At 51.1% G+C, this 22,794-nt stretch carries 21 protein-coding genes and 2 pseudogenes; 15 read left to right on the forward strand and 8 right to left on the reverse strand.

The window, feature by feature from the left end; genetic code table 11:
- Positions 1-35: 35 nt before the first annotated feature.
- On the forward strand, positions 36-440 hold the full coding sequence (locus tag LDB27_RS04580; protein WP_000423338.1) for a MarR family winged helix-turn-helix transcriptional regulator: 405 nt from the start codon (positions 36-38) through the stop codon (positions 438-440).
- A gap of 18 nt (positions 441-458) precedes the next feature.
- On the opposite strand, the gene ygbI is transcribed toward LDB27_RS04580, so the two are convergent.
- Positions 459-1,223, reverse strand: coding sequence for a DNA-binding transcriptional repressor YgbI (ygbI, locus tag LDB27_RS04585; RefSeq protein WP_000613185.1), 765 nt, complete (start codon positions 1,221-1,223; stop codon positions 459-461).
- A gap of 196 nt (positions 1,224-1,419) precedes the next feature.
- Here ygbI and ltnD point away from each other — a divergent pair, with 196 nt between their 5' ends.
- The 6 genes from ltnD to LDB27_RS04615 are packed head-to-tail and all read left to right on the forward strand — an operon-like array spanning position 1,420 to position 7,498.
- The gene (gene ltnD / locus LDB27_RS04590) at positions 1,420-2,343 is read left to right on the forward strand and encodes an L-threonate dehydrogenase (protein WP_000206950.1); all 924 of its coding nucleotides are present in this window, start codon (positions 1,420-1,422) and stop codon (positions 2,341-2,343) included.
- Positions 2,337-3,599 carry a 3-oxo-tetronate kinase gene (gene otnK, locus LDB27_RS04595; protein ID WP_000912488.1) on the forward strand — a complete coding sequence of 421 codons (1,263 nt, stop codon included), beginning with the start codon at positions 2,337-2,339 and terminating at the stop codon, positions 3,597-3,599. The genes ltnD and otnK overlap by 7 nt, the downstream gene beginning before the upstream one ends.
- A complete protein-coding gene (locus LDB27_RS04600; RefSeq protein ID WP_000209068.1) occupies positions 3,596-4,234 on the forward strand; it encodes an aldolase in 639 nt (212 codons plus the stop codon). Before otnK ends, LDB27_RS04600 begins: the two co-directional genes overlap by 4 nt.
- 4 nt (positions 4,235-4,238) lie before the next feature.
- Complete coding sequence (locus LDB27_RS04605; protein WP_001136942.1) at positions 4,239-5,015, forward strand: HPr family phosphocarrier protein; 777 nt, start codon at positions 4,239-4,241, stop codon at positions 5,013-5,015.
- 39 nt (positions 5,016-5,054) lie between these two features.
- Complete coding sequence (gene denD, locus LDB27_RS04610) at positions 5,055-6,005, forward strand: D-erythronate dehydrogenase (RefSeq protein ID WP_001165727.1); 951 nt, start codon at positions 5,055-5,057, stop codon at positions 6,003-6,005.
- The gene (locus tag LDB27_RS04615) at positions 6,002-7,498 is read left to right on the forward strand and encodes a GntP family permease (protein ID WP_000202725.1); all 1,497 of its coding nucleotides are present in this window, start codon (positions 6,002-6,004) and stop codon (positions 7,496-7,498) included. Before denD ends, LDB27_RS04615 begins: the two co-directional genes overlap by 4 nt.
- Before the next feature lie 41 nt (positions 7,499-7,539).
- Here LDB27_RS04615 and LDB27_RS04620 read toward each other — a convergent pair whose 3' ends face one another.
- Complete coding sequence (locus tag LDB27_RS04620; RefSeq protein WP_225519923.1) at positions 7,540-8,472, reverse strand: LysR family transcriptional regulator; 933 nt, start codon at positions 8,470-8,472, stop codon at positions 7,540-7,542.
- An 87-nt stretch (positions 8,473-8,559) separates the two neighbouring features.
- On the opposite strand from LDB27_RS04620, the gene LDB27_RS04625 reads away from it, so the two are divergent.
- Together LDB27_RS04625 and LDB27_RS04630 are read left to right on the forward strand one after the other, a co-directional pair.
- A complete protein-coding gene (locus LDB27_RS04625) occupies positions 8,560-9,768 on the forward strand; it encodes an MFS transporter (RefSeq protein WP_000222408.1) in 1,209 nt (402 codons plus the stop codon).
- On the forward strand, positions 9,765-10,145 hold the full coding sequence (locus LDB27_RS04630; protein WP_001070472.1) for a DUF4440 domain-containing protein: 381 nt from the start codon (positions 9,765-9,767) through the stop codon (positions 10,143-10,145). The genes LDB27_RS04625 and LDB27_RS04630 overlap by 4 nt, the downstream gene beginning before the upstream one ends.
- Before the next feature lie 55 nt (positions 10,146-10,200).
- Here LDB27_RS04630 and mutS read toward each other — a convergent pair whose 3' ends face one another.
- The gene (mutS, locus tag LDB27_RS04635; protein WP_001005808.1) at positions 10,201-12,768 is read right to left on the reverse strand and encodes a DNA mismatch repair protein MutS; all 2,568 of its coding nucleotides are present in this window, start codon (positions 12,766-12,768) and stop codon (positions 10,201-10,203) included.
- 158 nt (positions 12,769-12,926) lie between these two features.
- Between mutS and LDB27_RS04640 the strand changes: the two genes are divergently transcribed.
- Entirely contained in the window at positions 12,927-13,448 is a 522-nt protein-coding gene (locus LDB27_RS04640; protein ID WP_000858986.1) for a hypothetical protein, read from the forward strand.
- A gap of 171 nt (positions 13,449-13,619) precedes the next feature.
- On the opposite strand, the gene pphB is transcribed toward LDB27_RS04640, so the two are convergent.
- The gene (gene pphB, locus LDB27_RS04645) at positions 13,620-14,276 is read right to left on the reverse strand and encodes a protein-serine/threonine phosphatase (protein WP_000420445.1); all 657 of its coding nucleotides are present in this window, start codon (positions 14,274-14,276) and stop codon (positions 13,620-13,622) included.
- Between the two features lie 226 nt (positions 14,277-14,502).
- Here pphB and LDB27_RS04650 point away from each other — a divergent pair.
- Positions 14,503-14,928: pseudogene (locus LDB27_RS04650) on the forward strand (transposase); the annotation flags it as partial.
- Between the two features lie 72 nt (positions 14,929-15,000).
- Here the strand turns inward: LDB27_RS04650 and LDB27_RS04655 are convergent.
- The 4 genes and pseudogenes from LDB27_RS04655 to invH form a co-directional block, all read right to left on the reverse strand.
- A pseudogene (locus LDB27_RS04655) lies at positions 15,001-15,093 on the reverse strand (GNAT family N-acetyltransferase); the annotation flags it as partial.
- 49 nt (positions 15,094-15,142) lie between these two features.
- Positions 15,143-15,490, reverse strand: coding sequence for a DUF1493 family protein (locus LDB27_RS04660; RefSeq protein ID WP_001555786.1), 348 nt, complete (start codon positions 15,488-15,490; stop codon positions 15,143-15,145).
- Entirely contained in the window at positions 15,475-15,924 is a 450-nt protein-coding gene (locus LDB27_RS04665; RefSeq protein ID WP_000381617.1) for an STM2901 family protein, read from the reverse strand. Before LDB27_RS04665 ends, LDB27_RS04660 begins: the two co-directional genes overlap by 16 nt.
- A gap of 431 nt (positions 15,925-16,355) precedes the next feature.
- Positions 16,356-16,799, reverse strand: a complete 444-nt coding sequence (invH, locus tag LDB27_RS04670) for an SPI-1 type III secretion system invasion lipoprotein InvH (RefSeq protein ID WP_000715100.1) — start codon at positions 16,797-16,799, stop codon at positions 16,356-16,358.
- Positions 16,800-17,255: 456 nt separating this feature from the next.
- On the opposite strand from invH, the gene invF reads away from it, so the two are divergent.
- Genes invF through invA form a run of 4 tightly spaced genes read left to right on the forward strand, consistent with a single transcriptional unit; the run spans position 17,256 to position 22,788 of the window.
- Complete coding sequence (gene invF / locus LDB27_RS04675) at positions 17,256-17,906, forward strand: type III secretion system transcriptional activator InvF (protein ID WP_023217563.1); 651 nt, start codon at positions 17,256-17,258, stop codon at positions 17,904-17,906.
- The gene (invG, locus tag LDB27_RS04680; protein ID WP_000848100.1) at positions 17,903-19,591 is read left to right on the forward strand and encodes a type III secretion system outer membrane ring protein InvG; all 1,689 of its coding nucleotides are present in this window, start codon (positions 17,903-17,905) and stop codon (positions 19,589-19,591) included. The genes invF and invG overlap by 4 nt, the downstream gene beginning before the upstream one ends.
- A complete protein-coding gene (invE, locus tag LDB27_RS04685) occupies positions 19,588-20,706 on the forward strand; it encodes a type III secretion system gatekeeper InvE (protein WP_000612171.1) in 1,119 nt (372 codons plus the stop codon). Before invG ends, invE begins: the two co-directional genes overlap by 4 nt.
- Before the next feature lie 24 nt (positions 20,707-20,730).
- Positions 20,731-22,788 carry a type III secretion system export apparatus protein InvA gene (gene invA, locus LDB27_RS04690; protein WP_000927219.1) on the forward strand — a complete coding sequence of 686 codons (2,058 nt, stop codon included), beginning with the start codon at positions 20,731-20,733 and terminating at the stop codon, positions 22,786-22,788.
- The last annotated feature ends 6 nt before the right edge of the window (positions 22,789-22,794 follow it).

The following is a 22,794-nucleotide window of genomic DNA, read 5'->3' on the forward strand; positions in this document are numbered from 1 at the left end:
TTATGATAGAAAAAGTTAATTTATCCGGAGCGCTCATGGAGTTACGAAACACCGCGTTTCATCTGTTACGCCAACTTTTTCAGCAACATACCGCACGCTGGCAGCATGAACTACCGGAGCTCACCAAACCTCAATATGCGGTGATGCGCGTTATTGCTGAACATCCGGGTATTGAACAGGTCGATCTGACCGAAGCGGCGGTCAGCACTAAAGCGACGCTGGCGGAGATGTTAAGCCGGATGGAAAATCGTGGGCTGGTAAAGCGAGAAAACGATCCGCTGGATAAACGTCGGCGTTTTGTCTATCTCACCGTTCAGGGCCAAACGTTGCTCGCCGCCGCGATACCACTGGGGGATCGCGTTGACGATGAGTTTTTGGGGCGACTGAGCGCTGAAGAACGCGAACAGTTTACGCAACTGGTACGCAAGATGATGACGTAAGCGGCTTGCGCCGCTTCGCTATTGTTTGGCCATCAGCAGTGAGATATCCACTTTGGCCAGCGCCCGAATTGCGCTTTCCGGCAGGCCGTCATCGGTGACGATTTGGTTGAATTCCGCCAGCGGTAACGCCAGCCACGTCGCGACCTGGCCGTATTTGGTCGCGTCGCACACCAGAATTTTTTGGCGGCTGGCGCTGGCGACGGCCCGTTTCACCGTGACTTTATCTTCTGCCGGCGTTGAAATACCGCGCACGCTCCAGGAAGAGGCGGAAATAAAGGCCTGGTCAATCATCAGCCCGCGCAAAAGCGTCGCCGCGGCTTCACCGACGCACGACCGGTTTTCCCGGCATACCGCCCCGCCAGTGTGAATAATTGTGCAATTGCTATTGTCCATCAGGTAATCGGCGATAACGAAATCATTCGTCACCACCGTAAGTTTATTCATCGTAACCAGCTGCCTGGCAATCGCCAGCGTGGTAGTACCTGCATCAAGGTAGATACAGCTTTCTGGCTGTACCAGGCTGGCGGCCAGTTTGCCAATCGCCGCTTTCTGCGGCGTCGCCAGTTCGGTTTTGATCTGATGCGAGGGTTCGTGCGCCACGCGAGTCGATGATTGCACGCCGCCAGAGACCTGGATTACCGCGCCTTGCTGCTCCAGTTTTTGTAAATCACGGCGGATAGTCATGTGGGATACATGCATGCGCTCGGTCAGTTCAGCGATACTGACGATGCCTTTCTCCGCCACCATATCAAGAATGATTTGTCGACGCTCAGTAGGTATCAACGTCTGCTCCTTTCTTTAGTCCTGTCGCGATTTTACGCGATTTCTCGTCACAGCGTGTGAAGTTCTATGAGGATTGCCTTCACAAAAAATAACATATTTTGTTATTTTTTGTGAAACAACTCACCGCAATTGTTTACAAAAACGCCTATATTCACATAACAAAACATAATATCACGTAAATTAACATGGAGTGATAATGACAACAGGAACTGATTTTCATGTCGGCATTGTGGGGCTTGGCTCAATGGGAATGGGCGCTGCGCGTTCATGCCTGCGCGCCGGGCTTTCCACATGGGGGGCCGATCTTAACCCGCAAGCGTGCGCGAATCTGCTCGCTGAAGGGGCTTGTGGGGCTGCCGCCAGCGCCAGGGAGTTCGCCGGCGTCGTGGATGCGTTAGTCATTCTGGTCGTCAATGCCGCCCAGGTCAGACAGGTGTTATTCGGTGAGGATGGCGTCGCCCATCTGATGAAACCCGGAAGCGCGGTGATGGTTTCGTCTACGATCTCAAGCGCCGACGCGCAAGAGATCGCCGCGGCGTTGACGGCATTGAATCTTAACATACTGGATGCGCCGGTTTCCGGCGGCGCGGTAAAAGCGGCGCAGGGCGAAATGACGGTGATGGCCTCCGGGAACGAGGCGGCGTTTACCCGCCTGAAGCCTGTGCTGGACGCCGTTGCCAGCAACGTTTATCGCATCAGCGATACGCCGGGCGCAGGCTCAACCGTCAAAATCATTCATCAACTGCTGGCTGGCGTGCATATTGCGGCGGCGGCCGAAGCGATGGCGCTGGCCGCGCGGGCCGGTATTCCTCTGGACGTGATGTATGACGTCGTGACCCATGCCGCCGGCAACTCCTGGATGTTCGAAAACCGTATGCAGCATGTCGTTGACGGCGACTATACCCCGCATTCGGCCGTCGACATTTTTGTCAAAGATTTGGGGCTGGTTGCCGACACGGCGAAAGCGCTGCGCTTCCCCTTACCGCTGGCCTCTACGGCGTTAAATATGTTCACCAGCGCCAGTAACGCCGGTTATGGCAAAGAGGATGACAGCGCTGTGATCAAAATTTTCTCGGGGATTACTCTGCCTGGCGTCACGCCTGAGGAGCCGTCATGTTAAAAATTGGCGTCATTGCCGATGATTTTACCGGCGCGACTGACATCGCCAGTTTTCTGGTCGAAAACGGAATGCCGACAGTGCAGATCAATGATGTCCCAACCGGGACGCAACCGGAAGGGTGCGACGCGGTGGTTATCAGCCTGAAAACCCGCTCATGCCCGGCGCAAGAGGCGATAAAACAATCGCTGGCGGCGCTGGTATGGCTGAAAAAACAGGGCTGCCAGCAAGTCTATTTCAAATATTGCTCGACTTTCGATAGTACCGCCGAAGGCAATATCGGCCCGGTCACCGATGCGCTGATGGTGGCGCTGGATACCTCATTTACCGTGATTTCTCCCGCGCTGCCGGTTAACGGACGCACGGTCTATCAGGGCTATCTGTTTGTCATGAACCACTTGCTGGCGGAGTCCGGTATGCGCCACCACCCTATCAATCCGATGACCGACAGCTACCTGCCGCGTCTGATGGAAGCGCAGGCGCAAGGGCGCTGCGGCGTTATTCCGGCTCAGACGCTTGATGAAGGCGTTGCCGCGACCCGTGCGGCGCTGTCGCGTTTACAGCAGGAAGGATATCGCTACGCGGTACTTGACGCGCTCAATGAGCGGCACCTGGAAATCCAGGGCGAGGTTTTGCGTGATGCCCCGCTGGTGACCGGCGGTTCCGGGCTGGCAATGGGGCTGGCGCGTCAGTGGGCGAAGCACGGCGTTTCTCAGGCCCGTTCCGCAGGCTATCCGCTGAGCGGTCGCGCGGTGGTGCTTTCCGGTTCCTGTTCGCAAATGACGAATCAGCAGGTGGCCTTCTATCGACAACATGCTCCCACACGCGACGTTGACGTGGCGCGCTGCCTGTCATCTGAGACGCGCGAGGCCTACGCTGAAGCGCTGGCGCAGTGGGTGCTCAGTCAGGACAGCGAACTGGCGCCAATGATTAGCGCCACCGCCTCCACGCAGGCGCTGGCCGCCATCCAGCAGCAATATGGCGCTACCGAAGCCAGCCATGCGGTAGAGGCGCTCTTTTCCCTGCTGGCCGCTCGCTTAGCGGAAGGCGGTATCACCCGGTTTATCGTGGCGGGCGGCGAAACCTCGGGCGTGGTGACGCAAAGCCTCGGTATTACCGGTTTTCACATCGGACCGTGCATTTCACCCGGCGTGCCGTGGGTCAATGCGCTCCATGCGCCGGTCTCGCTGGCGCTAAAGTCAGGCAATTTTGGCGATGAATCCTTTTTTATCCGCGCTCAAAGGGAGTTTCAGGTATGACGACACTGGCAAAAGAAGAGCACGCTTTGCGAGAAGAGATGGTCAGGATAGCCGCCTCGTTTTTCCAGCGCGGCTATGCCACCGGCTCGGCAGGCAACCTCTCGCTGTTACTGCCGGACGGCAATATTCTGGCGACGCCCACCGGTTCGTGTCTGGGTAATCTCGACCCGCAGCGGCTATCCAAAGTGGACCCGCAGGGCGAATGGCTCAGCGGCGATAAACCGTCTAAAGAGGTGCGTTTTCATCTGGCGTTGTATCGCAATAACCCTTGCTGCAAGGCCGTGGTACATCTGCACAGCACCTGGTCAACGGCGCTTTCCTGTCTCGAAGGGCTGGACCCGCAAAATGTGATTCGCCCGTTTACCCCCTATGTGGTGATGCGGATGGGAGACATTCCGCTGGTTCCCTACTATCGCCCGGGGGATGACCGAATTGCTCGCGATTTGGCTGCGCTGGCGGCCCGGCATCAGGCCTTTTTACTGGCTAATCATGGGCCGGTCGTGTGCGGGGAGAATTTGCAGGAAGCCGCTAATAATACCGAGGAGCTGGAAGAGACGGCAAAGCTGATTTTTATCCTTGGCGAACGCCCGATTCGTTATTTAACCACCGAAGAAATTGCGCAGTTAAGGAGATAACCCGATGCCGCGTTTTGCCGCCAATTTGTCGATGATGTTTACCGAAGTGCCGTTTACCGAGCGTTTTGCCGCCGCTGCCGAAGCCGGTTTTCAGGCCGTTGAGTTTCTGTTCCCCTACGGCTTTGCCGCCAGCGAGATTAAAGCCAAGCTATCGCGTCATGATCTGACGCTGGCGCTGTTTAATACTTCGGCGGGCGATACCGCGGCGGGCGAGTGGGGACGTGCCGCGCTACCGGGGCGCGAACACGACGCGCGCGCCGATATCGATCTGGCTCTGGAATACGCTCTGGCGCTGGAATGCGAGCAGGTTCACATCATGGCGGGCGTCGTGCCGGATGGCGCTGATGGCGCACGTTATCGCGCCACGTTTATCGATAATTTGCGTTATGCCGCCGACCGGTTTGCCGCCCACGATAAACGTATTTTGATCGAAGCGCTGAGTCCCGGCGTTAAACCCGGCTACCTCTTTTCCAGCCAATATCAGGCGCTGGGCATCGCAGAAGAGGTTGACCGCCCGAATGTGTTCATCCAGCTCGACACTTTCCACGCACAAAAAGTGGATGGCAATTTGAGTCACCTGATTCGCGAGTACGCGGGCCGCTATGCCCATGTACAAATCGCCTCGCTACCGGACAGACATGAACCGGATGATGGCGAGATCAACTACCCATGGCTGTTCCGGCTGTTCGATGACGTAGGTTATCGCGGCTGGATAGGCTGCGAATACCAACCACGGAATACCACGCAGGACGGGCTTGGCTGGTTTAACGCCTGGCGCTAACCCTGAACTACCCTACACAACAATAAAGAGGACATCCGGATGCAGATTATCATTACCGGCGGGGGCGGCTTTTTAGGCCAGAAACTCGCAAGCGCCTTATTAAACTCATCGCTGGCGTTTAACGAACTGCTTCTTGTTGATTTAAAAATGCCTGCACGGTTATCAGATTCCCCTCGTTTACGCTGTCTGGAGGCTGACTTAACCCAGCCGGGCGTGCTGGAGAATGTGATTACCGCTAATACCTCTGTTGTTTATCATCTCGCTGCGATTGTCAGCAGTCATGCGGAAGACGATTTCGATCTGGGATGGAAAGTTAACCTGGATCTTACCCGCCAGTTACTTGAGGCGTGTCGTCGACAACCGCAGAAAATTCGTTTTGTCTTCTCCAGCTCGCTTGCCGTTTATGGCGGTACGCTGCCGGAATGCGTCACCGATACCACCGCGCTCACGCCGCGCTCGTCTTATGGCGCGCAGAAGGCCGCCTGTGAACTGTTGGTCAACGACTATACCCGCAAAGGCTATGTGGATGGGCTGGCGCTGCGTTTGCCGACGATCTGTGTTCGCCCGGGTAAACCAAACCGCGCCGCTTCTTCTTTTGTCAGCGCGATTATTCGTGAACCGTTGCAGGGCGAGACGACCATCTGCCCGGTGTCGGAAAGTTTGCGGCTGTGGATTTCCAGCCCGGCGACGGTGATCCATAACCTGTCGCTGGCCGCAACGTTACCCGCGCCTGGCGAGGCGAGCAGCATCAACTTACCCGGGATCAGCGTAACCGTGGGTGAGATGCTGGAAACGTTGCGTCAGGCGGGCGGTCAGGCGGCGCGCGATCGGGTTACGCATCAGCGCGACGAAGGCGTCGAGAAAATTGTCGCCTCCTGGCCGGGACGTATCGATAACCAGCGGGCGCTGGCGTTAGGTTTTGTCGCCGATAAACGCTTCGATGACATTATCGAACGCTTTCGACAAGATGATATGGAGGGGAGGTCATGACAAGTTTACCGACCCCAATTATCGGCCTGATCGTTGCCGTTTTCGTTCTGGTATGGCTGGTGTTACGCACCCGTGTTCATGCGCTGATCGCGATGCTGGCGGCGGCCTGTATCGCCGGTCTGTTGGGGGGAATGGGCATTGATAAAACGCTCTCTGTCATCACCAGCGGATTCGGTACGACGCTGGGCAGCATTGGCCTGGTGATTGGTCTCGGCGTAATGATGGGGCGCTTGCTGGAGGTTTCCGGCGCGGCGGAGCGTATCGCCTGGAGCTTTATCAAATGGCTGGGGAAACGCCGTGAAGAGTGGGCGCTGGCGATCACGGGTTATATTGTCAGCATTCCCATTTTCGTCGATTCCGCTTTTGTCATTCTTTATCCGGTGGCGAAAGCGCTGGCGAAAAGCGGTAAACGTTCGCTACTGACGCTGGGCGTCGCGCTGGCGGGCGGGCTGGTGGTCACTCACCATACGGTACCTCCGACGCCAGGCCCGCTGGGGGTAGCCGGGATTTTTAACGTCGACATCGGCGCAATGTTATTGACCGGGATGGCGCTGGCGGTGCCCTGTGTGATCGGCATTGTGTTCTATGCGCAGTGGCTGGATAAACGCTACCCTGATTTCGTGCCGCGCACGCTGAACGCCGATGAAGTCAATGCCGCGCTGGAGCAGTACAATAAAGAGAAAGAGCAAAAGGATCTGCCGAGCCTGACGCTCTCTCTGCTGCCTATTGTGGTGCCGATCGTGCTGATCTTCCTGAAGGCTATCTGTTCCACCCTCGCCACTGTAGAAGGATGGTCCGGCCTGGCGACGCATCCGGTGGTACAGGCAATCAACTTTGTGGGAAGTCCAGTGATCGCGTTGGCCATCAGCGTTCTGCTGGCGGTGTATACGCTGGTGCCGCGCATGGATAAACATACCACCGCAGAGCGTCTGGAAGAGGGCTTGCAAAGCGCCGGGATTATCTTACTGGTCACGGGCGCTGGCGGCGCGTTGGGCGCGATCCTGCGCGACAGCGGCGCGGGGCAACAGCTGGCGGAGCAGGTTGCCAACCTGCCGATCTCGCCGATCCTGATCCCGTTTATCGTGGCGACGCTGGTACGCCTGATTCAGGGATCGGGGACGGTGGCGATGATCACTGCCGCCTCGATTTCCGCGCCGATCCTGGCGCAGATCCCCGGCATCAATATGTTGCTTGCCGCTCAGGCCGCAACGATGGGGTCGCTGTTCTTCGGCTACTTCAACGATAGCCTGTTCTGGGTGGTTAACCGCATGATGGGCGTCTCTGATGTCAAACAGCAGATGGTGGTTTGGTCTGTACCGACGACCATTGCCTGGGCGATTGGCGGCACCGGCGTGGCGCTGATTAACCTGCTGTTCGGTTCCGGCGGCAGTTGGCTCGATCCGTTACTGCCGATTGTCGTTCTGGCGGCAATTATGCTGTGGGTGCGTTGGCAGGCGCAGGGGATCAAAGACAAGCTGGTAGTTAAGGATTAAGACGGTATTATCCGTCCGGGAGCGCAATGCTCCCGGGCTGGCTACAATGATGGGGCGTGCTCCCCGCAATCCCATTGCGAACGTAAAAAATCAATAAATGCGCGTACTTTTGTCGATACATGGCGGGCGTCCGGATAAACGGCATAAATGCCCTGACGGGGAAAATGATAGTCGGGTAACACGTGAATTAACGTTCCATCCTCCAGTGCGGTGTTGACTAACCATTGCGGCAGTAATGCGACGCCGCTTCCCGCGAGAGCGAAGGCCATCAGCGAGCGCGCGCTGTCGACAGAAATTTTGCCGGCTTTGCTTATCTCCAGGCGTGAGTGTTGGCCATGATTATTCGTTACTGTCCACCGTAGCGGCGTAGGTAATCGCTCATGAATAATCCATTCCGCCTGAGCCAACGACTCCAGCGACGACACGGGGGGGCGGGCGAGCCACTGCGGCGCGGCGACCGGCAGAATGGTAAAGCGGGATATCAGCGCGGCGCGATAGCGGGAGTCCGCCAGCGAGCCAAGCCGAATCGCCACATCAAAGCGCTCGGCAATTAAATCGGCATGATGTGATGAGGACATATGCCGAATACGGAGATCGGGATGGCGCTGACTAAACTGCGCCAGTACCGGAATGACCACCTGTTCGCCAAACTCGGGCGTAGTGGTAATACGTAACTCGCCGCCCAGCCCACTATGGCTGGCACGCACTTCATCCTGCAAATTTTTCGCGGCATTGAGTAAATTCACGCCTTTTTGGTAAAAGAGGACGCCGGCGTCTGTGAGCGTCAATCGTCGGGTGGAACGTAGCAGTAACGTTACGCCAAGCTCTTTTTCAAGCTGCCGAATATTAAAACTCACTACCGCTTTTGTTTGGCCCGATGCGGCGGCGGCGGCCGTGAAGCTGCCGCTATCTACCACGGCGATAAACAGCGACATACGCTGCAAATTGAGCATGGCGAGCTCCTTTACTGTCAAAATTATTTTGACAGTATATCGTTGAAGCGCGGACTTATCTGGCTTTCTCCGGACGGCTACATTAGCGCCTCTGACGGAGGATGCATAATGACGTATCGCAGTAAAGTGGCAGTGGTTTACCTGCTCGGCTTCTTTCTTGATCTGATTAATCTGTTTATTGCCAGCGTGGCTTTTCCTGCGATGTCCGTGGATCTGCATACGTCCATATCGGCGCTGGCATGGGTGAGTAATGGTTATATCGCAGGATTAACGCTGATCGTTCCGTTTAGCGCGTTTCTTTCGCGTTATCTCGGCGCTCGACGGCTGATCATATTTTCGCTCATCCTGTTTAGCGTTGCCGCCGCTGCCGCAGGTTTTGCCGATTCCTTACACAGCCTTGTTTTCTGGCGTATTGTGCAGGGGACGGGCGGTGGCTTATTGATCCCGGTTGGTCAGGCGTTAACCTGGCAACAGTTTAAACCGCATGAACGCGCTGGCGTGTCATCGGTTGTCATGATGGTGGCGCTACTGGCGCCGGCATGTTCGCCTGCGATTGGTGGGCTGCTGGTGGAAACGTGCGGCTGGCGCTGGATATTCTTTGCCACGCTGCCGGTGGCCGTTCTCACCTTATTGCTCGCTTATCGTTGGCTGAACGTCGCGTCGACGACAATGGCGTCAGCAAGATTACTCCATCTGCCGTTGTTGACGGACAGGCTGCTGCGTTTTGCCATGATCGTCTATCTGTGTGTGCCGGGTATGTTCATTGGTATCAGCGTGGTCGGGATGTTTTATCTACAGAACGTCGCGCAGCTATCGCCTGCGGCGGCGGGGTCGCTGATGCTTCCCTGGTCGATCGCTTCATTTGTCGCCATTATGCTTACCGGACGTTACTTCAATCGGCTTGGGCCGCGTCCGCTGATTATCGTCGGCTGTCTTCTTCAGGCAGCAGGGATACTGCTTTTAACTAACGTTACGCCTGCGACATCGCACCGTGTACTGATGATGATATTCGCCTTAATGGGCGCTGGCGGCAGTTTGTGCAGCAGTACCGCGCAGAGTGGCGCTTTCCTGACTATTGCTCGCCGGGACATGCCTGACGCCAGCGCGCTATGGAATCTTAATCGTCAGATCAGCTTTTTCCTTGGCGCGACGCTGTTGACGCTGCTGTTAAACGCGCTCCAGCGCGTTATGTTGCTTGAGGTTGCTTATCGCTGGACCTTTATTGCCGCCGCCGGTATCACCCTGCTGCCCCTTATTTACGCTGTCTGTCTAAACAATAGACAGGCGCTTCTGTGCCTGAAAAAGGAAAGATCATGAATCCATATAAAGAAGAAATTATTCACGCCCATGCGGCGATTGAGAACTGGCTTAGTAAGGGGATGGGTAGCCTGGAGGCGTTGATAGCGCGTTTCGCTGCTGATTTTACGATGATAACGCCAGGCGGTGTTTGTCTGGATTATCCGGCGCTCGGCGCTTTTTTCCAGGCGCAGCGCGGGTGTCGCCCGGGGCTGGTTATCGTGGTTGAGCACATTGACCTTGTGGCGGAGTGGCCGGAAGGCGCCGCGCTGCGTTATCGTGAGCGACAGCAACTGCCGGGCCAGGCTGAGACGGTACGCTGGTCGACGGTTATTTTAAAAAGGGAAAGAGGACGGATAGTCTGGCGTCATTTACATGAAACGACAGTCACAGCCTGAAAAGCCTGTTCCGGCGCGTGGGCCCGATAACGCGCCGCTATCGGGCCCGACACGTTTACACCAGACTTTTCAGCCGATAGATCCACTCCAGCGCCTGGCGTGGCGTCAGGGAGTCCGGATCGAGATTCTCCAGCGCTTCAACGGCGGGCGATGTCTCTTCCGGGGCGGCAAGCAACGACATTTGCGTGCCGTCCACCTGCGTTGCCGCCGCATTGGGCGAGATGCTCTCCAGCTCGCGGAGTTTTTGGCGCGCGCGTTTGATGACTTCTTTAGGGACGCCCGCAAGCGCCGCGACCGCCAGGCCATAGCTCTTACTTGCCGCGCCGTCCTGCACGCTGTGCATAAACGCGATAGTATCGCCGTGTTCCAGCGCATCCAGGTGGACGTTCGCCACGCCTTCCATTTTCTCCGGTAATTGGGTCAGCTCGAAGTAGTGGGTAGCGAACAGCGTTAACGCTTTAATCTTATTCGCGAGATTCTCCGCGCAGGCCCAGGCCAACGACAGCCCGTCATACGTGGAGGTACCGCGCCCGATTTCATCCATCAATACCAGACTGTTTTCCGTGGCATTATGCAGAATGTTCGCGGTTTCGGTCATCTCCACCATAAAGGTCGAACGCCCGGAAGCCAGGTCGTCCGCTGCGCCGACGCGGGTAAAAATACGGTCGATGGGGCCGATTTCCACGTTTTGCGCCGGAACGTAACTGCCGATATAGGCCAGCAGGGCGATCAATGCTGTTTGCCGCATATAGGTACTTTTACCGCCCATATTGGGGCCGGTAATGATCAACATCCGGCGCTGCGGCGACAGGTTGAGCGGGTTAGCGATAAACGGCTCATTCAGTACCTGTTCAACCACCGGGTGGCGACCTTCGGTAATACGGATACCGGGTTTATCGGTAAATGTCGGGCAGGTGTAATTCAGCGTCCAGGCGCGTTCGGACAGGTTAACCAGCACATCCAGCTCCGCCAGCGCGTTGGCGCTCTGCTGTAAATCGGCCAGATGCGGCAACAGCAGATCAAACAATTCGTCATATAGCTGTTTTTCCAGCGCCAGCGCTTTGCCTTTCGAGGTCAGAACTTTATCTTCGTACTCTTTTAGCTCAGGAATAATGTAGCGTTCGGCATTTTTCAGCGTCTGGCGACGCACATAATTGATGGGCGCCAGATGGCTTTGACCACGGCTAATCTGAATGTAATAACCATGTACCGCGTTATAGCCGACTTTCAGCGTATCCAGCCCGGTACGCTCGCGCTCGCGAATTTCCAGACGATCGAGATAATCGGTGGCGCCGTCCGCCAGCGCGCGCCATTCGTCCAGCTCTTCATGGTAGCCGGGCGCAATAACGCCGCCGTCGCGGACCAGTACCGGCGGCGCGTCAATAATGGCGCGTTCCAGGAGGTCGCGCAGCTCGGCGAAATCGCCCATTTTTTTACGCAACGCCTGTACCGGCGCGCTGTCAACGGTTTCAAGCTGAGCGTGCAACTCCGGCAGCTGCTGGAAGGCGTGACGCATTCGGGCGAGATCGCGCGGACGCGCGGTGCGCAGCGCCAGACGCGCAAGGATACGCTCCAGATCGCCGACCTGACGCAGCACCGGTTGCAGTTCGCTGACGGTGTCCTGCAAGGCGCCGATGGTCTGCTGGCGTTCACGCAATATGTCGGTATTTCGTACCGGCATATGCAGCCAGCGTTTAAGCATTCGGCTACCCATTGGCGTCACGGTACAGTCAAGCACCGCGGCGAGGGTATTTTCGACGCCGCCGGCCAGGTTCTGGGTAATTTCCAGATTGCGGCGGGTGGCGGCATCCATAATGATGCTGTCCTGCTGGCGTTCCATCGTAATGGAACGAATATGCGGCAGGGAGGTGCGCTGGGTATCTTTTACGTACTGTAACAGGCAGCCTGCCGCACATAATCCACGCGAGGCATTTTCGACGCCGAAACCGACCAGATCCCGCGTACCGAATTGCAGATTTAGCTGCTGGCGGGCGGTATCAATCTCAAACTCCCACAGCGGGCGACGGCGCAAACCCCGGCGTCCCTCTATTAACGCCATTTCAGCAAAATCTTCGGCATACAACAGTTCGGCGGGATTGGTGCGCTGCAACTCTGCGGCCATCGTTTCACGGTCGGCGGGTTCGCTCAGACGAAAGCGCCCGGAGCTGATATCCAGCGTGGCGTAACCGTAGCCTTTACCATCCTGCCAGATAGCCGCCAGCAGGTTATCCTGACGCTCCTGTAACAGGGCTTCATCGCTGATGGTGCCAGGCGTAACGATACGCACGACCTTACGTTCAACGGGACCTTTGCTGGTGGCCGGATCGCCAATCTGTTCGCAAATAGCGACGGATTCGCCCTGATTGACCAGTTTCGCGAGGTAGTTTTCTACGGCGTGGTGCGGGATACCCGCCATAGGGATAGGTTCGCCAGCCGATGCGCCGCGTTTGGTCAGCGAAATATCGAGCAACTGCGACGCACGCTTTGCGTCGTCATAAAACAGCTCGTAAAAGTCTCCCATACGATAAAAGAGCAGGATCTCCGGATGCTGGGCTTTCAGCTTGAGATACTGCTGCATCATTGGTGTGTGGTTGGAGAAGTCCTTATCAAATGACTCATTCATATTGATTTTACTCGTTTTTTTATTCTTTCAAGTGCTCATGTGGCCCCAGGTAAAACCCTTATAAACTCACATAAACCCATAAATTTGTAGCTCACCTGTAGCCTAAAATGTGACAGGTTACATTCTCATCATTCCTGGACTACAACAGGGGTGATACTTTGAAAACAACTCTCAGCCAGCCTTTCATTATCAACAAGTTAAGTATCAATGTTAAGCCTGCACTCAGTCGCTCTGGAAAAATCGTTTTCGAAGCTAACCCAGCTCAAAAACTCAACATTGTTTTCGATGACCACAGAGAAGCTCCTGCTGGTTTCGGGGTAAAAGCCAGTTTGACGAAAAAAACCTACGTAATCCAGCGAAGAGTAGCCTCGTCAGATCGTAATGTCAGTGAGGGTAGGAAGCCAAGTTCTGTCTTGAAAGTAAAAGTTGGAAATGTGTTCGATTTTCCAAATATTGACGAAACAAGGCAAGTAACCAGGCAATTAGTTCAGACCATGCTCGCAACAAAGAGAAATCCCAACAAAATTAAGAGGGAAACGGATGCTTCCGAACTCGAGACTGTAATCAAGATTGTGTTGCATGAAGGCAAGCCGATCCATTTCGCCACCACGGTTATTGCGCTTTCTTCCGATAGGTATCTGGAGCTGTGCGATCTTTACTCGTCTCAGGTGATCGAGTAACTACCTGCGTCGGATTACGGCTTCGTTTTTTTGGCCTGCGATCTTAATGCTGAAATGGGCAGAAAAACGCGAAATTTAGACGCTATTACGAATGGGCAATGGTACTTATTGAAGGCTATATCATTGCCCATAATTCAGGGAGGGTTGATATTATATAATTCTATTTCCAGATTACTTTATTTTAAAAAAAGACAGATTGCCTGAACAGAAAGAACCGGTGTCAATGTAGATTTGATTGGCGAATGTTGTTGTGTAGTCAACAATCATATGGCCGAAGATGAAAGTATCCGCACCGCGTATTGGATGGATATTCCCCTGTAACGAACCAAGCAGACGATCGCGTGACCATAGAACGCTATCAATATCAACTTGCTTCTCATAATCGTAGCTGTCATCTGGATAATCGGCATGGGCAATCACGTACTTCTTTGAGGACGTTTCAACCTCTATGATGTGAGGACGCTGCTTAAAAGTTAGTAATAGTTCAGTGGCTTCTTGCCTGTCTTTTTCGGTGACCGAGTCGTACCAGTAACCACCGTTTACATACCAGAAATTGCCATCCTGTGTTTCAAAAGCGTCAAGCGCCATAGCTTCATGATTACCCACTACAGAAATAAACCATGAGGTATTTAACAGTCTCAGTGTTTCAAGGTTTTCTTTTCCTCGATCAATGTTATCTCCAGTGGAGATCAAGAGATCGGTATCAGGAGAGAAATTTAACTGAGCTAGTCTGGCTAACAATAAGGAGTAACATCCATGAATATCACCAACGACCCAAATGTGGCGATAGAGATCGCTGTTGATGTCAGCATAACGAATTAATTCCATGATGTTCCTATAGCACAATTTTGGAGGCTGGTATTATAACAAAGAAGTAGGGTAATATTAATTTTTATTCTTTAAAATACACAGTTATTAAAATAGCCTACAAGCTAGAAATGAACAGATAATATATATTTTATGAATCGGTTAATTAAAGTAGACGATGTGCTTGAAAGATGCACGATTTCTCGCGCAACACTTTACTGATTAATTGCAAAGGCATACTTTCCCGCTCAGCGGCACGACGGATACGCAGGCACTGCCGGGGCTGATTAGCAAGACTCACTGTAAAATCAGGGAAGCCTCGGCTGACGGCGCTTATGACACGCGCTATTGCCATGATGTGTTGTTGAGGAAAAAAATCAGGCCACTAATCCCGCCACGAAGCGGTGCGCGATATTGGCCGGGCAAGTACCATGAGCGTAACCACGCGGTGGCAAATCAACATCTGAGCGGCAGCAATGAGGTCTGGAAAAAGAAAGTGGGCCATCACCGTCGTTCAGTAGCGGAAACGGTCATGTTCCGTATCAAAACCTTGCTGGGCGGCCATCTGAGCCTGCGAAACTATGACGCGCAGGTGGGTGAAGCGATGGCGATGCTCAAAGCGCTGAACCGGATGATGTTGTTGGCAATGTCGACCAGCGTCAGGCTCGTATAACGAGTGCTCCGGTGGGAGTCCTGTATCCTTATCGTTGGCCGATTCTGAATTATTCAACAAAGCCTCATGTTGTCATAACCTACCAGATGCAGATAAAGTAGCATAAAGCGTTTTAAACGACAGCAACAAGGAAAGGGGTTGATCGTTTAATGATACTGCGCCAAATAACAAAATTCATAGTAATTAACTCCTGATTAATTCGACATATTTTTCACTAATCATAAAGCCATTTCCCAGCTTTCGCTGACTCAGAAAACATTCTGATTGTTAAAGGTGTACGAGTTCGTTCTACATCTTCCCGTTTTAATTTAAACCATCGTGTAAGCAGTGGAGTATTCTCCCAGGGAAAATAACACGACCATTTAACTTGTGATAAATCTACATTAAATTTTTTTTCAAATTTATCCAAAGCTTCATGCAGGTCATCGCCTGGAGCTTCAAATAAATCAGAATCAAGTTCTAAAGGGATTTCTTTCCAATTGCTGTCTAAATATCCGGGAATCTCTTCACGGAAGAGTGCTAACACCTCTTGCTGAATTGTGTCCATCAAAAGGATGTCCATTGTATACGATCTTTAGGGCGTGCTATTAGGTTGTATTTTGCCTGAGTTCTCCTTGATACCTGGTAAATTGAATTCACAAGACCAACCCAACCTAACCATGGAACATATCGTGCTATGACTGCGGCAAGATTATTTGTTTTTCGCATTCTTATACCAACGGGTGTAGGAACTCTAATACCAAAAGGAGTTCGTGCATTTCGTAAAAGCATTCTCCCATACCTGGAGATAACACTTGTCCCTTTGATTGCCTCTCCCGGTTTCGTTCTGGTTTTTAACCACGGTTGCCCGGCGAGGATAGCAGCACCTGACTCAATGCCAATCCCAGGTTCATCACAAAATTGCTCAAGGAAAATTACATCAAATAGTTCACCTGCTGACAGGTTCGATTGTCCGTGGTAGAAGTAGGTTCCGTTTAGTTCTTCTGTCGTATCCATTCAATCACCTTATAGACTGTTTGCCATTCATTCCAGACATCGGGACGTTTCTGCCGCTATACTAGCTTGGTCGTCAATACGTTGTCACGGGTAAAAAGAACGTTATCCGCGAAAAGTGGATGGGATATCGTAAGAATGCCAACATGTGGAGAAAGAGGGGGATGTCAGTTTACCGCGATATACGAGACGATAGTTTGTCAGTATAAGTTTCGGCTATTTTCCCGAGTCTGGGAGGCAGTTCTTTATCGCAAATAAAAAAAGCAGCAGCGAGGTGCTGCTGTATCAAAAAGCAGATTGATAAATGCAACGTAAGAGACAAATGGCCAACCGTAAAAGTGACCATAGCTATAATAATTATATTGATATTAAGTGGCAATGCAAAATATGGTCTTAATTATATCATGATGAGTTCAGCCAACTGTGATATGGCCTTATAAGGCTTGCAGTCTTTCATGGGCAGTAAGTAACGTCTGATATATGCTTAAATTCTTACTTCCTGGTTCAAGTAAAACTTTTTTAAATTCGGTCATGAGTTGCTCTTCATCTTCTTTCGAACGCATGTATTGTGGATGTTCCTGGAAGAAGGTGAGCGCCTGTTCTTTGGTTTGTTTATATTTTTCGCAAAAAATGCTTGAGCTGATTGCGCTATTTTTTGATGCGGAATTATCAGCGTTCTGGTTTGATAATGATTTATTCTTCGCAAGGTCTGACGGCACATACGGAAGAGACTGACACTCATCAATACTATTTGCGTTGGCCAGTTGCTCTTTCTGAGCGCCAGGTTGCTGTACCGGTTTGCTCACGGAGGAAGGGAGGGGCACCTGGGCACAGCCAATCAGTAAAAAGACAGGAAGACAGCTATAAAATTTTTTCATATTAACTCCAACTACAGAAGAATGAGGCACAATGTTTTTACACAACCGTCAGAACGTTATCTGACAATAGTGATAAGGGGGCGAATGCGTTTCAGGAATGCTAGCAAAAAAAACTTCTGATATAAATAATTAATTCTTCATCCCGATGACAATATTTGATTTTTTGCTGCTGCAGAATAATAAGCCAGAATTTATACACTATGAGCTGATTTTCTATTTTAAATTATCAAGCGCTGTGCAAGTGGGCCAATTTAATTAGCGGGTGGCATCAGTTTCATAATGATTGCATCAGGATTTTGCCACTCGCTCCCGGTATTGTTTACATATTAAAATGATTTTTAACTGGTGCTGACAACTATGCTAAATACGCAGGAAGTACTTAAAGAAGGAGAGAAGCGGAAAATCCGCAGCCCGGAAGCATGGTTTATACAGACGTGTTCCGCGCAAAAGCTGCATATGTCATTTTCTGAAAGCCGACGCAATGAAAACTGCCTGATTCAGGAAGGCGCGCTGCTTTTTTGCGAGCAGGCCGTTGTCGCACCAGTATCAGGAGACCTGGTTTTTCGACCGTTAAAAATTGAAGTACTCAGCAAATTACTGGCATTTATCGATGGCGCAGGATTAGTGGACACGACATATGCTGAATCCGATAAATGGGTTTTGCTGAGTCCTGAGTTTCGCGCTATTTGGCAAGATCGTAAACGCTGCGAGTACTGGTTTTTGCAGCAAATTATTACGCCTTCTCCGGCCTTCAATAAGGTACTGGCGCTGTTACGAAAAAGCGAGAGTTACTGGTTGGTTGGCTATTTACTCGCTCAGTCAACCAGCGGCAACACGATGAGAATGCTGGGAGAAGACTATGGCGTTTCTTATACCCATTTTCGTCGTTTGTGCAGCAGAGCGTTGGGCGGAAAAGCGAAGAGTGAATTACGAAACTGGCGTATGGCGCAATCGCTGCTGAATAGTGTAGAAGGCCACGAGAACATCACCCAATTAGCCGTTAATCATGGTTACTCATCGCCTTCACATTTTTCTAGTGAGATCAAAGAGCTGATCGGCGTTTCGCCTCGGAAATTATCAAATATTATTCAATTGGCAGACAAATGAAGACACATATTCTTTTGGCCAGAGTGCTGGCATGTGCCGCGCTTGTTCTGGTTGCACCTGGTTATTCTAGTGAAAAAATACCTGTAACGGGAAGTGGGTTTGTTGCGAAAGACGATAGCCTGCGGACATTTTTCGATGCCATGGCGCTACAGCTAAAGGAGCCTGTCATTGTTAGCAAAATGGCGGCACGAAAAAAAATTACGGGCAACTTTGAGTTTCACGATCCTAACGCATTACTGGAGAAGCTTTCCCTACAACTGGGGCTGATTTGGTATTTCGATGGGCAGGCTATCTATATTTATGACGCCAGTGAAATGCGCAATGCCGTGGTTTCTTTACGCAACGTCTCACTCAATGAGTTCAACAATTTTCTAAAACGCTCAGGTTTATATAACAAAAATTACCCGCTACGTGGCGATAACCGTAAAGGAACATTCTATGTTTCAGGGCCACCCGTCTATGTTGATATGGTGGTCAACGCCGCCACCATGATGGACAAGCAAAACGATGGTATTGAGCTGGGACGCCAGAAAATAGGGGTGATGCGTCTGAACAATACCTTCGTGGGCGATCGTACCTACAATCTGCGCGATCAGAAAATGGTTATCCCCGGTATTGCTACGGCGATTGAAAGGTTATTGCAGGGAGAAGAGCAACCCTTAGGTAATATTGTCAGTAGCGAACCTCCGGCGATGCCAGCGTTTTCAGCGAATGGAGAAAAAGGTAAAGCAGCAAATTATGCCGGTGGCATGAGTCTGCAGGAAGCTTTAAAGCAAAATGCCGCGGCGGGCAATATTAAAATCGTGGCCTATCCGGATACCAACAGTTTGTTAGTAAAAGGAACGGCTGAGCAGGTGCATTTTATCGAAATGCTGGTTAAAGCGCTGGATGTCGCCAAACGTCACGTAGAATTATCCCTGTGGATTGTCGATCTTAATAAAAGCGATCTGGAGCGTTTGGGCACTTCATGGAGCGGCAGCATTACTATTGGGGACAAACTTGGCGTGTCATTAAACCAGGCTTCAATAAGTACCCTTGATGGCAGTCGATTCATCGCCGCGGTAAATGCGTTAGAAGAGAAGAAACAGGCGACGGTGGTTTCGCGCCCGGTATTACTGACTCAGGAAAATGTTCCCGCTATTTTTGATAACAACAGAACGTTTTACACCAAGCTGATTGGGGAACGTAATGTGGCGCTTGAGCATGTAACATACGGAACAATGATCCGAGTGCTGCCCCGTTTTTCCGCAGATGGTCAGATAGAAATGTCGCTGGACATTGAAGATGGCAACGATAAGACGCCGCAATCCGATACTACCACCTCCGTAGATGCGTTACCCGAAGTCGGGCGAACGTTAATTAGCACTATTGCGAGAGTTCCGCACGGAAAAAGTTTGCTGGTCGGGGGTTATACACGGGATGCAAATACCGATACTGTCCAAAGTATTCCGTTTTTAGGCAAATTACCGCTTATTGGTAGCCTGTTCCGTTATTCCAGTAAGAATAAAAGTAATGTTGTTCGTGTATTCATGATTGAACCAAAAGAAATTGTCGACCCGTTAACGCCGGATGCCAGCGAATCGGTAAACAATATTCTGCAACAAAGCGGTGCCTGGAGTGGGGACGATAAGTTACAGAAATGGGTTCGTGTTTATCTGGATAGAGGTCAGGAGGCAATTAAATGATTCCTGGCTCAACCTCCGGTATTTCATTTTCCAGAATATTATCCCGGCAGACATCTCACCAGGATGCGACCCAGCATACTGATGCGCAGCAGGCGGAAATACAACAGGCCGCAGAGGATTCGTCTCCAGGGGCGGAAGTACAAAAATTTGTCCAGTCGACGGACGAAATGTCAGCGGCGCTGGCGCAATTTCGTAACCGTCGCGATTATGAAAAAAAATCCAGTAATTTATCTAATAGTTTTGAACGCGTGCTGGAGGATGAGGCTTTACCGAAGGCGAAGCAAATATTAAAGCTAATTAGCGTACATGGCGGCGCGTTAGAAGATTTTTTACGTCAGGCGCGTAGCTTATTTCCTGACCCCAGTGATTTAGTCCTTGTGTTACGCGAATTGCTTCGTCGTAAAGATCTGGAAGAGATCGTGCGGAAAAAGCTGGAGTCGTTACTTAAGCACGTTGAAGAGCAAACCGATCCGAAGACCCTCAAGGCAGGGATTAATTGTGCGTTGAAGGCCCGGCTTTTTGGGAAAACATTATCGTTAAAACCAGGCTTATTGCGCGCCAGCTATCGGCAATTTATCCAGAGTGAATCACATGAAGTGGAGATTTACTCTGACTGGATAGCCAGTTATGGCTATCAACGTCGACTGGTGGTACTGGATTTTATCGAGGGTTCGCTATTAACCGATATTGACGCGAATGACGCCAGCTGTTCGCGTCTGGAGTTTGGCCAGCTTTTACGACGTCTGACGCAACTTAAAATGTTGCGCTCCGCTGACCTACTGTTTGTGAGTACATTATTGTCGTATTCGTTTACCAAAGCGTTTAATGCGGAGGAGTCGTCGTGGCTACTACTGATGCTTTCGCTATTGCAACAGCCACATGAAGTGGATTCGCTGTTAGCCGATATTATAGGTTTGAATGCGTTATTGCTTAGTCATAAAGAACATGCATCCTTTTTGCAGATATTTTATCAAGTATGTAAAGCCATACCCTCTTCACTCTTTTATGAAGAATATTGGCAGGAAGAATTGTTAATGGCGTTACGTAGTATGACCGATATTGCCTACAAGCATGAAATGGCAGAACAGCGTCGTACTATTGAAAAGCTGTCTTAATTTAATATTAACAGGATACCTATAGTGCTGCTTTCTCTACTTAACAGTGCTCGTTTACGACCTGAATTACTGATTCTGGTACTAATGGTGATGATCATTTCTATGTTCGTCATTCCATTACCTACCTATCTGGTTGATTTCCTGATCGCACTGAATATCGTACTGGCGATATTGGTGTTTATGGGGTCGTTCTACATTGACAGAATCCTCAGTTTTTCAACGTTTCCTGCGGTACTGTTAATTACCACGCTCTTTCGTCTGGCATTATCGATCAGTACCAGCCGTCTTATATTGATTGAAGCCGATGCCGGTGAAATTATCGCCACGTTCGGGCAATTCGTTATTGGCGATAGCCTGGCGGTGGGTTTTGTTGTCTTCTCTATTGTCACCGTGGTCCAGTTTATCGTTATTACCAAAGGTTCAGAACGCGTCGCGGAAGTCGCGGCCCGATTTTCTCTGGATGGTATGCCCGGTAAACAGATGAGTATTGATGCCGATTTGAAGGCCGGTATTATTGATGCGGATGCCGCGCGCGAACGGCGAAGTGTACTGGAAAGGGAAAGCCAGCTTTACGGTTCCTTTGACGGTGCGATGAAGTTTATCAAAGGTGACGCTATTGCCGGCATCATTATTATCTTTGTGAACTTTATTGGCGGTATTTCGGTGGGGATGACCCGCCATGGTATGGATTTGTCCTCCGCCCTGTCTACTTATACCATGCTGACCATTGGTGATGGTCTTGTCGCCCAGATCCCCGCATTGTTGATTGCGATTAGTGCCGGTTTTATCGTGACTCGCGTAAATGGCGATAGCGATAATATGGGGCGGAATATCATGACGCAGCTGTTGAACAACCCATTTGTATTGGTTGTTACGGCTATTTTGACCATTTCAATGGGAACTCTGCCGGGATTCCCGCTGCCGGTATTTGTTATTTTATCGGTGGTTTTAAGCGTACTCTTCTATTTTAAATTCCGTGAAGCAAAACGTAGCGCCGCCAAACCTAAAACCAGTAAAGGCGAGCAGCCGCTCAGTATTGAGGAAAAAGAAGGGTCGTCGTTGGGACTGATTGGCGATCTCGATAAAGTCTCTACAGAAACCGTACCGTTGATATTACTTGTGCCGAAGAGCCGGCGTGAAGATCTGGAAAAAGCTCAACTTGCGGAGCGTCTACGTAGTCAGTTCTTTATTGATTATGGCGTGCGCCTGCCGGAAGTATTGTTACGCGATGGCGAGGGTCTGGACGATAACAGCATCGTATTGTTGATTAATGAGATCCGTGTTGAACAATTTACGGTCTATTTTGATTTGATGCGAGTGGTAAATTATTCCGATGAAGTTGTTTCCTTTGGCATTAATCCAACAATCCATCAGCAAGGTAGCAGTCAGTATTTCTGGGTAACGCATGAAGAGGGGGAGAAACTGCGGGAGCTTGGCTATGTGTTGCGGAACGCGCTTGATGAGCTTTACCACTGTCTGGCGGTGACGCTGGCGCGCAACGTCAATGAATATTTCGGTATTCAGGAAACAAAACATATGCTGGACCAACTGGAAGCGAAATTTCCTGATTTACTTAAAGAAGTGCTCAGACATGCCACGGTACAACGTATATCTGAAGTTTTGCAGCGTTTGTTAAGCGAACGTGTTTCCGTGCGTAATATGAAATTAATTATGGAAGCGCTCGCATTGTGGGCGCCAAGAGAAAAAGATGTCATTAACCTTGTGGAGCATATTCGTGGGGCAATGGCGCGTTATATTTGCCATAAATTCGCCAATGGCGGCGAATTACGAGCAGTAATGGTATCTGCTGAAGTTGAGGATGTTATTCGCAAAGGGATCCGTCAGACCTCTGGCAGTACCTTCCTCAGCCTTGACCCGGAAGCCTCCGCTAATTTGATGGATCTCATTACACTTAAGTTGGATGATTTATTGATTGCACATAAAGATCTTGTCCTCCTTACGTCTGTCGATGTCCGTCGATTTATTAAGAAAATGATTGAAGGTCGTTTTCCGGATCTGGAGGTTTTATCTTTCGGTGAGATAGCAGATAGCAAGTCAGTGAATGTTATAAAAACAATATAAGGGCTT

Source organism: Salmonella sp. JXY0409-18 (genome assembly GCF_020268625.1).
In the GTDB taxonomy this organism is placed as follows: Bacteria; Pseudomonadota; Gammaproteobacteria; order Enterobacterales; family Enterobacteriaceae; genus Salmonella; species Salmonella enterica.